This window comes from uncultured Gimesia sp. (assembly GCF_937910335.1).
In the GTDB taxonomy this organism is placed as follows: Bacteria; Planctomycetota; Planctomycetia; order Planctomycetales; family Planctomycetaceae; genus Gimesia.
The window spans coordinates 1-9,634 of record NZ_CALEMX010000193.1 but is presented as its reverse complement, the minus strand read 5'-3'; the positions used below and the strand labels follow the sequence as shown (position 1 = coordinate 9,634).

Genomic DNA, 9,634 nt, shown 5'->3' with positions numbered 1-9,634 from the left:
TGATTCGAGCCTGGATCGATTCCTGGCTCAACCCAAATGGGAAATATCGGGTTAATGAAATGATGGGCCCCAGATAACCATCTCCTCGCAATTTTCTGGTGACTTCTTAGCCATCGAGAACCGGCATCCGCATATCCATCAAAATAATATCAAACAGATGCCCGCTCTCCATCGATTCCAAAACTGTGCGGTATGCCACTTCGCCGTCTTCAGCAAGGATCACTTCCGCGCCAGCCTTCTTTAATATGAAGACAATGAGCCTTTGATTATCAGGACCATCCTCAGCCAAAAGTACCTTTTTGCCTTTCAGGGTCGTTTCGTCATACGCAGGATAAACAGCCTGCTTACTTTTTTGACCCCGTTGTGAATCTGGATGCAACGGCTCCTGAAGCATTTCCACTCCCTTCAGACTTCCCGTCTGAATAGTGACACGAAATTCAGAACCCTGATTGAGTTCACTGGAAACTGAAATTCCTCCTCCTAACTTCCGTGCCAATCGATTGCAGATCGTTAAACCTAAACCTGTGCCGCCGTATTTCCAGGTTGTGGATGAGTCGGCTTGAGTAAAGGATCGGAACAGGTTTGACAGCTCCGACGCAGTCATACCAATGCCCTGATCTCTCACCGCGAATTGAATCAGGGGCTCTTGACGGGGACTTTCTAGAAGTTTCGTTTCTAATTGAATCGTGCCTGCTTGTGTAAACTTGATGGCATTTCCCATCAGATTAATCAATATTTGTCTGATTCTGGTCGGGTCAGATTTGATCTCGACCGGTAATGGGAACTGAAAACTGGTTTCCAGTTTCAGGCCTTTGGAGTCGGCTCTCACTTGAACGAGTTCGATTACCTCTTGTACAATTTTCAGGGGAGAACAAGAAATTGATTCTGTCTCAAAATCATCTGCCTCGATTTTAGACAGGTCCAGAATATCATTGATCAATTCCACCAAATGCTCGCCATTGCGAGTGATGGTGTCCAGGAAATCCAGAAACCGTTGAGGTAGCTGAGCTAACTCCGCTTCCATTTTCAAAATTTCAGTGAATCCCAGAATGGACCTCATCGGGGTACGGATTTCATGGCTCACATTTGCCAGGAAGTCACTCTTGGATTGATTCGCTGCTTCCGCCTCTCTTCTTAATGTTTTCTGCTCCCGAACTAACTGCAAAATGCGAATGGCATTTCTGACGCGTGCCCTGATTTCCAAATCTGTTGCCGGCTTCGGAAGATAGTCGAAAGCACCTTCTTCAAAAACACGCGAAATTCCTTCTCCATCATGCTGGGAGGTCACCATGATGACCGACATCTCTTCGACTTTATATCTCGCACGAATTTCCTGTAATATAGCAATTCCATTCAAAATCGGCAGTTTGACATCGAGTAGTACGATATCCGGAATCAGTTCGTGAACTCTCTGCCGCGCTTCTTCTCCATTAATGGCGGTATAGATTTCATAACCATCCTGAGATAAAGCACTTGTCAGAATGCTTCTCACCGCGTCGGAATGAACGACGACCAATACTTTGGATATTTGGCCCTTCATCTCATTTTTTCTCAAAGAAGATAAGTAAAAAACTGGATAGAGCGACTTTGTCACTTAAAAATTTTTAATTGATCGCAAGCCCAGAGCGCGTTTCAAGCGCACTGGTATATAGGACGATGAAGAACAATCTTCCAAAGAGATTCTGAAATTGGTTCAATTTTAATCAAATATTAATATTGAAGCCGATTAAAGTATTCAGAGAGTGCACGAAAAGGCTTCTCATCCACCAATTAATGGAGGGATCTCTCTATTCTTGCTTCGTTCAGTCATCAGAGACCCGAAGTGCTGGAATTTCCCTCTTGAGTGTCTCCAGCATGCCATCAGAGGCACTGGTATTGCTCAGACTTAATTCGATCAGATTCGGCGTGGAAGACAGATAACCCACCCCATAATCAGTCACATCAGTGTGATCCAAAACCAACACTTTGAGCTGTGGCAGACGGGCCAGAATTTTTAATCCTCGATCTGTAATCTGCGTGCCATCCAGCTCCAGTGATTCCAGATTTCGAAGCCGGGAAATCATCGAGGCACCACGGTCCGAAATATCACAATACGATAAATTCAAACCTGTTAAAGTCTCTTTCGTTGGTCCTCGGGTAAGAGTTTCCAGTTCCGATTCGGAAAATTCGGAATCAGGCAATCCCACAAACGTCAAGCCGTCTATACTGAGTAGAGTCTCCAAACATGATTTTTCAATCTTGCACTTTTTGAGACCAATGGTTTTCAAATTTCTCAGCTGCGAAATTTTGATTGCTCTCTGTTGATTAATGTGAAACCCATCTAAACCCAGATAATTCAACTTGGGGAAGTGAGACAATAAATTAAACAATTCATCGAGTTCTCCGGGACTGGAAATAGTCTGACGGTATAATTCGATACCAGACAGAGAACGGTGATAGCGTAATAACGGGCCAGGAATAAAGAGATGCCCTTCCGCCCCTCCATAGCCCATTTCTACAGGCTCACCCTGATCGTTCTGATAAGTCACTACCAGAAAAGCCTTTTGTTTTTGAAAAGCGACAATGGTCGTATGAAACTGAATCACCACATAAAATGAATAGGCAATTGTGATGCATACGAATACCAAAGCACCAATCAAACCCCGGCGAACGAGAACCCGTCTGTTGCCGTGCGTTGCACCAACCAGTTTGGGTTCGATATCCGAATTCATATTCTCACCGGTTTCATTAGCGTGCCGTCCATCCACCATCAACGGTCACCATACTGCCCGTCATATAGCTTGAAGCATCGCTGGCCAGAAAAATCGCAGCACCCTGAATTTCTTCCATCCGTGCCCAGCGATTCATGGCCACCGCGCCCACAATGAATTTTTTAATCTCTTCGGTTTCTGCAAACGGTTCATTCATCGGCGTCAGAAAGGGGCCCGGACAAATGGCATTACAGGTAATCCCGTATTCACAAAGCTCCAGACCCAGCGCCCGCGTCATCTGTACCATCGCGCCTTTACTCGAAGTATAAGGAGTTCGATTTGCCATTCCCACCAGACCCAATGTACTCGCTAAATTGATAATCCGACCATACTTCGCCTGTTTCATATGCGGAACCACAGACTTGGCACACAACCAGGGACCCGTCACATTCACACTCTGTACCTGCTCGAAATCTTCCAACGTCAATTCATCTATCGGCCCGCGAATATTCACCCCCGCGTTATTAATCAGAATATCAATCTTTCCAAATTCCGATATCGCACGCTCCGTCATCGCTGCAACCTGATCGGCATCGGTCACGTCCGCCTGCATCCCAATCACCCGATTTCCATAGTCGTTCTGAATTTGGGCAGCCGTCGCGGTTACTTCATCTTCATGCCGACTGGTCAGCAGCAAATCAGCGCCCGCAGATGCCAGACCCTCGGCCATAGCTGAGCCCAGGCCTTTTGAGCCTCCCGTGATGATGGCAACTCGACCTGTTAAATCGAATAATTTTATTCCAGGCAGCATTGATGTCCCTTCCTCTTTTTTATTTTCTACTGTCGGCAATCACCGATATATGTTTTTGAAAGGCAGCGTCCGTCTCCGGAAAATCGCTTCGATAATGTACCCCACGACTCTCCCGACGTTCAATCGCAGAGGCAATCATCAGCTGCGCAACAAGCAGCATATTCTGCAGTTCCCAACCACTCAATGTTTTGAATTCACGATTCACCACATAGCGACTCCAGAAATCGACTTTTTCTTTTGCGTCGCGCAGTGATTCTGCACTTCTCGTGATCCCCACATCACGCCACATTAAACTGGCTAGCGAGTTTCTTAAATCGTCACTGTTTAAATCTTCATCCGAGCGTTTCTCTGAATCCCACTCAGGCAAGAGTGAAGCAGAGAATTGATCGGGTTGACTGAGCGCTGCCGCGGAGGCTCCTTTTCCAGCAGCAGCACCAAAGATCAATCCTTCCAGCAGACTGTTGGAAGCCAGGCGGTTACTACCATGTAATCCCGTGGAAGTTACTTCGCCGGCGGCCCAGAGATGGGGAACCGACGTACGCGCCTCCAAATCAGTTTTCACGCCGCCAATCATATAATGGGCACCCGGACGGACGGGAATTTGATCTCTCGATAAATCGAGCCCAAAACTGGCGCACACTTCGCTAATGTTGGGAAACCGCTCTTTGATGAGTGATCTTTTCAAATGCGTTAAATCAAGATAAACGCAAGAGTGATTCGTTTTCAACATCCGATCGGTAATCGCCCGGCTCACAACATCGCGGTGCGCTAATTCCAGATCGGGATGATATTCCGACATGAATCGCACGCCGTTACTATCGCGCAAATAAGCACCTTCGCCACGTACCGCTTCCGAAATAAGATACCGAGCCCCGCCGGCAATATATAAAACCGTGGGATGGAACTGCATAAATTCCATGTCCTGCAGTAAAGCGCCGGCACGAAATGCCAGAGCATGTCCATCCCCGGTCGCCAGAGGGGGATTAGTGGTTTCCCGAAAAAGACAACCCGCGCCACCAGTCGCCAGAATAACCTGTTTGGCCCAGATCAAAGTTTTTCCATGATAACGGTTCCAGATAATCGCACCGCGGCACTTTCCGTCTTCCGTCACCAGATCGAGGGTCGGAGTTTTCGTCCAGGTCTGGATGGAGGGTCGATTTTCGACTGCCAACACCAGCGCCCGCATCAGCTCTTTTCCCGTCGCGTCTCCCAATGCATGTGCTACCCGGCGATGACTGTGCCCCCCCTCCTTGGTAAGAGCCAGCTTGCCGTCCTGTTTATCGAAGTCGGCACCATACTCAATTAATTCACGTATATGACGCGGCGCCGCGTGGCAAACATGCTCTACAAGTTCCCGATTACAAAGATCCTTACCCGCGGCTAAAGTATCTTCGATATGATTGGAAATATCGTCTAAAGGATCCAGTACACCCGCGATGCCGCCCTGGGCATAAGCGCTGTTAGACTGCGTTACTTTCCCTTTGTTAACGATAATCGTTTCCAGACGAGGATCAATTTGTAGCGCCGCGCGGGAGCCGGCAATCCCGCCACCAATTATCAACACATCTGTGAAAATATGGGGAATGCGTTTCGGATTGATACGAGTAAGATAGCGCTGACCAGATTCAATCTGAATAGGATCCAAGTCTTCGTGCTCCTTTAACTCATTCAATTTATTCTGTTGATACAGAAGAAATTAAACCCCCGCTGAAATTAGATCGTCATACAGGAAAAACCACCATCGATGGCAATGTTACTGCCTGTCAGAAAACTACCTGCTTTACCGGCTGCCATCAACAAAACCGCGCCCGCCAATTCATCCGGATCACCAAAGCGGTTCGCTGGCGTATGTTTCATAATACTCTCGACGCGTTCGGGCGTCAGCACTTTTCGATTTTGCTCCGCCGGAAAAAAACCGGGAGAAAGTGCATTTACGCGAATCCCCTGTTCGGCCCACTCGCGCGCCAGATTTTGAGTCAAATTTAATACGGCTGCTTTCGAGGCAGAATAGGTAAAAACCCGTGATAAGGGAGTAATCGCGCTCATGGAGGTAATGTTGATAATAGAGCCGGCCACTTTTTCATCCAACATCGACTGACCAAAGACCTGACAGGCCACTTTCACACTCAGCAGATTCACGCGGAAAATATTGTCCCATTCCTCATCGCTGATGTCCAGAAACGGAGTCGCCGCATTGATGCCGGCACCATTTACCAGAATATCTGCAACCCGCCCATTATTTTTCAAATGTGCGACCAGCGATTCAAGATCGGTTCGACTCGTGGAATCGGCTGCAAAGAATTCGGCACTGCCTTCCAGCTCTTCAATCATTTTTACACGACTGGCGCCGTTCTCTGCATTGCGACCCACAATCACGACATGAGCGCCCGCCTGAGCCAACGCGTCGGCAATCGCACCGCCCAGAACTCCGGTTCCACCAATCACGACTGCCGTTTTACCAGACAGGCCAAACAGATCCTGCAAATACCGGGATGAGAATGTTTCACTCATCACACACCACCTTCTCTATATCAAAGAATCGTCACACAGCAGAAATCGAAAAACTAACCAATGAATTCCAGTTTCACCGGGTTGGGAATAATGCCCGCTTCGTAACCCCGGTTCAGCAACAACGCGACTGCTTCGCGTCCCCGTTCGCCGAAATCCAGAGTCCAGTCATTCACATACATCCCGACAAATTTGTCAGCACTTTCCAGATTCAGATCGCGTCCATACTTTAATGCATGTTCCAGGGCTTCTTGGCGATGGTCTAACCCATACTGAATGCTCTTCTTCAAAATCGCCGTGACTTCTTCCATCATTTCCATGCCCATGTCTTTGCGAATCGCATTCGCACCCAAGGGCAGTGGTAAACCGGTCTCTTCATACCACCAGACACCCATGTCAACCACCAGCTTCAAACCCTGATTGGCATACGTCAGTTGACCCTCATGAATGATCAGGCCCGCGTCCACTTTTCCCTGTTCCACCAGATTCAGAATTTCATCGAAGGGATGAATTTCGTATTCGAAATCATCACCCAATAACAATTTCAAAGACAGAAAGGCGGTTGTCAATTTTCCAGGAATCGCGATCGTTTTTCCCCGCAGATCGTCGATCTTCCAGTCTTCCCGCGCGACAACCATCGGCCCGTATTGATCACCGATCGATGCACCACAAGAACAGATCGCATAGGTATCCGTCAGATAGGCATAACCGTGCAAACTGACGGCCGTCAGTTCCAACTCGGCGTTAAAAGCCCGCTGATTTAATGTCTCGATATCTTGTAACTCATGAGTAAATCGATACTTACCGGTCTCCACCTTGTCGTTAGCCAAGGCATGAAACATAAAGGCATCGTCCGGATCGGGACTGTGGCCTACCTGAATTAATACTTTCTCATCTGTCATCATGGATCACACACATTATTTAAGTGAAAAGGTTGGATACAAGCGATTGCACACAGGCCAAAACACCATTCGCAAACGCCGGAAAAGCGACAAAATAGCTTGTTGAATACTATAGAGAGTTCCCGACGACTTAGCCACCTTGCAGAGAACACTACTTCGCAGGCAGCTCCAAACACGGTTTTCCAGCGGATCAGAGAATTAAGAGGCGGGTTCAGGGAAGAAACTTCGTATCATTCCGTTATCAATATAATTCTTGTCATAAAAAAACTGGCCATGTATATTCATATACTGCCACTCTCATCGTTTTTCGTTCATTTTGAAGCGCGTCGAAGGAAATCTCATGAAAACCATCATCCTTTATTGTCTGCTCATTTTTGTCATTACACCTTCAGGATTATTTGCACAAAAGAAAGGCGAGCGAGTCATAGTGACGACCAGGAAAACCGACATGAAGGTGGACGAAACCGTTCTCAAAACATTAAGTGAAGGCTATGAAGTGATTATTAAAGACATCAACGGTCCCTGGTACTGGGTAGATCATAAAGGCACGGTTGGTTGGGTTCACTCTGAAAGTACCAAAACCGTGGATCAGGCAATCGATTTCTACACAGGTCAAATTGCAAACAACCCGTCGAGTAATAATTATCGATATCGGGGAGACGCATATCGACTCAAAAAAAATTACAAGTCTGCCTTATCAGATTTTAATGCTGCAATCAGACTCAACCCCAATTCTGCCAATGCCTTTGAATCCCGTTCAAAAATCTATAACAAAACAGGCAAAAAAGCGAACGCGTTCGCAGATCTGAATATGGCAATCAAACTGGATCCCAACTCCGCTAACAGATACAACAACCGGGCTGTCATCCTGGCCGGGAACTCGAAGTATGCCGAAGCGATCCAGGATTACTCATCAGCAATTAGCTTAAACCCCAATAAAGGAATCTATTACAACAATCGAGGGTTATCATACAAAAAATCAAAGCAATACGATTTAGCCATTAAAGACTTCACCACTGCCATTCGGTTAGTTCCCACGTATGCAGATGCTTATACGAATCGCGGCAACACTTATAATTCGCTAAAAAAATTCGAAGCAGCCATTAATGACTTTGAAAAGTCACTTAAAATCGATCCCAAAGATTCATCGACTAATTATAAAGCAGGCCTTTCTTATCAAAATATAAATCAATTCCAGCAGGCGATTCAGAAATATAACATCGCAATTAAATCAAATCCTAAATATCGTTTCGCTTACCGGGCACGCGGAATCTGCTATAGAAAGCTCGGCAATTATTCAAAAGCACTACAGGATTTTGATAAAGCGATCCAGCTATCACCGAAATACACATCCGCCTATCGCAGCCGTGCCTGGTTAAAAACCACGGCTTCAGATCCCAACTATATTGATTTAAAAAAAGCAAAAGAAGATTTAAAACAGGCTGAAAGTTTATCATCCAAAAAATCGTGGCGACAATATTCATCACTAGCGGCACTCTACGCTGCTGAGGGAAATTTTGACAAAGCAATAGCGGCCGGCAAAAAATGCCTCGAACTGCAAAAAGCATATCCTGATCTGCGAAAAGAACTGATACAGGACTCAGAAGCGCGTCTCAAACTCTACCAGCAAAACAAACCCTATCGAGAGATCCCGCAGAATAATTAAACAACGACAAAAAAGTTTATCTACCACGAAAGGCACGAAAAACACGAACTAAAACACTGATTCACGAGATAATAAATAACACAAAGGTTTCAACAGATAAATTGTAAAGAAAATAACTTTTGAATCGGTAAAAGAGGACCATGAGTAGAGAGTTCATTAAGAAATACTTTAAAACAGAATGAATCACACGATCCCATTCTATTTCTGATAGTAATTAATTTTCGTGCCTTTCGTGTTTTTCGTGGAAATATTTTTTAGTAATAAAACAAAAGGAAATCAAATGCCAGAAATTCTCTTCAAAAAAGAATGCTACGCGATTCAAGGGGCGGCGTTTGAAGTCTATCGTGAAATGGGATGCGGTTTTCTGGAAGCCGTTTATCAGGAATGTTTAGAGAGGGAACTGCAATCACAAAATATCCCCTTTATTTCCCAACCAGAGCGGGAACTATCCTACAAGGGAGAACTCCTCCAGCAAAAATATCATCCCGATCTCATCTGCTTCGATTCCATCATCGTAGAATTGAAAGCAGTGAAAGAGATCGCTTCAGTACATGATGCTCAAATTCTCAACTATCTAAAAGCAACCAAGATGAAACTTGGATTACTGATCAACTTTGGCTGTTATCCTAAAGCAAAAATAAAACGCTTTGTGCTGTGAATAACGAAAGTTTTATCTACCACGAAAGGCACGAAATTCACGAACTAAATTTCCAGATTCGTGTGCGAATAAATTCTTCAAGAGTCAATTTATAATAAATAATTTGGTGTGGTAATTTTGAGCATTTAAAATTGTGAATCAAACATAAAGGTTTTTTTTATTTAGAGGACCTCGAGAGAACTTGCATTTAATAGAATTATCCAGATTTTCAGTTTATACTTTTCGTGCCTTTCGTGTTTTTCGTGGTAAAAAATAAATATCCAAGATCTTCTTCAAATTCGATTCAAAGGTCCGTGATTGAAATCTCACGAAGTACTGAAAATAGTAAGCCACTTTGTATTGTTGATAACAAAAATTTTTCATTACCACGAAATTCACGAACTAAATTTCCAGATTCGT

The 9,634-nt window shown here is 45.2% G+C and carries 8 protein-coding genes; 2 read left to right on the top strand and 6 right to left on the bottom strand.

Annotation, left to right across the window (positions count from 1 at the left end; translation table 11 throughout):
- Nucleotides 1–106: 106 nt before the first annotated feature.
- The 6 genes from Q0668_RS07295 to Q0668_RS07270 all read right to left on the bottom strand — a co-directional run bounded on the left by Q0668_RS07295 (nt 107) and on the right by Q0668_RS07270 (nt 6,914).
- On the bottom strand, nt 107–1,540 hold the full coding sequence (locus Q0668_RS07295) for a hybrid sensor histidine kinase/response regulator (RefSeq protein ID WP_298862047.1): 1,434 nt from the start codon (nt 1,538–1,540) through the stop codon (nt 107–109).
- 262 nt (nt 1,541–1,802) lie between these two features.
- Nucleotides 1,803–2,750 carry a hypothetical protein gene (locus Q0668_RS07290; RefSeq protein WP_298862044.1) on the bottom strand — a complete coding sequence of 316 codons (948 nt, stop codon included), beginning with the start codon at nt 2,748–2,750 and terminating at the stop codon, nt 1,803–1,805.
- A complete protein-coding gene (locus tag Q0668_RS07285) occupies nt 2,728–3,501 on the bottom strand; it encodes a 3-oxoacyl-ACP reductase family protein (RefSeq protein WP_298862041.1) in 774 nt (257 codons plus the stop codon). Before Q0668_RS07285 ends, Q0668_RS07290 begins: the two co-directional genes overlap by 23 nt.
- A 19-nt stretch (nt 3,502–3,520) precedes the next feature.
- On the bottom strand, nt 3,521–5,146 hold the full coding sequence (nadB, locus tag Q0668_RS07280; RefSeq protein WP_298862038.1) for an L-aspartate oxidase: 1,626 nt from the start codon (nt 5,144–5,146) through the stop codon (nt 3,521–3,523).
- Nucleotides 5,147–5,214: 68 nt separating this feature from the next.
- Nucleotides 5,215–6,012 (bottom strand): SDR family oxidoreductase, encoded by a 798-nt coding sequence (locus tag Q0668_RS07275; protein ID WP_298862035.1) that lies wholly within the window; start codon nt 6,010–6,012, stop codon nt 5,215–5,217.
- 53 nt (nt 6,013–6,065) lie between these two features.
- On the bottom strand, nt 6,066–6,914 hold the full coding sequence (locus Q0668_RS07270; RefSeq protein ID WP_298862032.1) for an MqnA/MqnD/SBP family protein: 849 nt from the start codon (nt 6,912–6,914) through the stop codon (nt 6,066–6,068).
- A 337-nt stretch (nt 6,915–7,251) separates the two neighbouring features.
- Between Q0668_RS07270 and Q0668_RS07265 the strand changes: the two genes are divergently transcribed.
- Nucleotides 7,252–8,577: a tetratricopeptide repeat protein gene (locus tag Q0668_RS07265; protein ID WP_298862031.1), complete on the top strand. Its 1,326-nt coding sequence runs from the start codon at nt 7,252–7,254 to the stop codon at nt 8,575–8,577.
- Nucleotides 8,578–8,857: 280 nt separating this feature from the next.
- Complete coding sequence (locus Q0668_RS07260) at nt 8,858–9,235, top strand: GxxExxY protein (protein WP_298862028.1); 378 nt, start codon at nt 8,858–8,860, stop codon at nt 9,233–9,235.
- The last annotated feature ends 399 nt before the right edge of the window (nt 9,236–9,634 follow it).

Excerpts from the sequence above, each read along its gene's own strand:
- Q0668_RS07295 (WP_298862047.1), bottom strand. The coding sequence starts at position 1,540 with ATGAAGGGCCAAATATCCAAAGTATTGGTCGTCGTTCATTCCGACGCG.
- Q0668_RS07270 (WP_298862032.1), bottom strand. The coding sequence starts at position 6,914 with ATGATGACAGATGAGAAAGTATTAATTCAGGTAGGCCACAGTCCCGAT.
- Q0668_RS07290 (WP_298862044.1), bottom strand. The coding sequence starts at position 2,750 with ATGGTGGATGGACGGCACGCTAATGAAACCGGTGAGAATATGAATTCG.
- Q0668_RS07285 (WP_298862041.1), bottom strand. The coding sequence starts at position 3,501 with ATGCTGCCTGGAATAAAATTATTCGATTTAACAGGTCGAGTTGCCATC.
- Q0668_RS07275 (WP_298862035.1), bottom strand. The coding sequence starts at position 6,012 with ATGAGTGAAACATTCTCATCCCGGTATTTGCAGGATCTGTTTGGCCTG.
- Q0668_RS07265 (WP_298862031.1), top strand. The coding sequence starts at position 7,252 with ATGAAAACCATCATCCTTTATTGTCTGCTCATTTTTGTCATTACACCT.
- Q0668_RS07260 (WP_298862028.1), top strand. The coding sequence starts at position 8,858 with ATGCCAGAAATTCTCTTCAAAAAAGAATGCTACGCGATTCAAGGGGCG.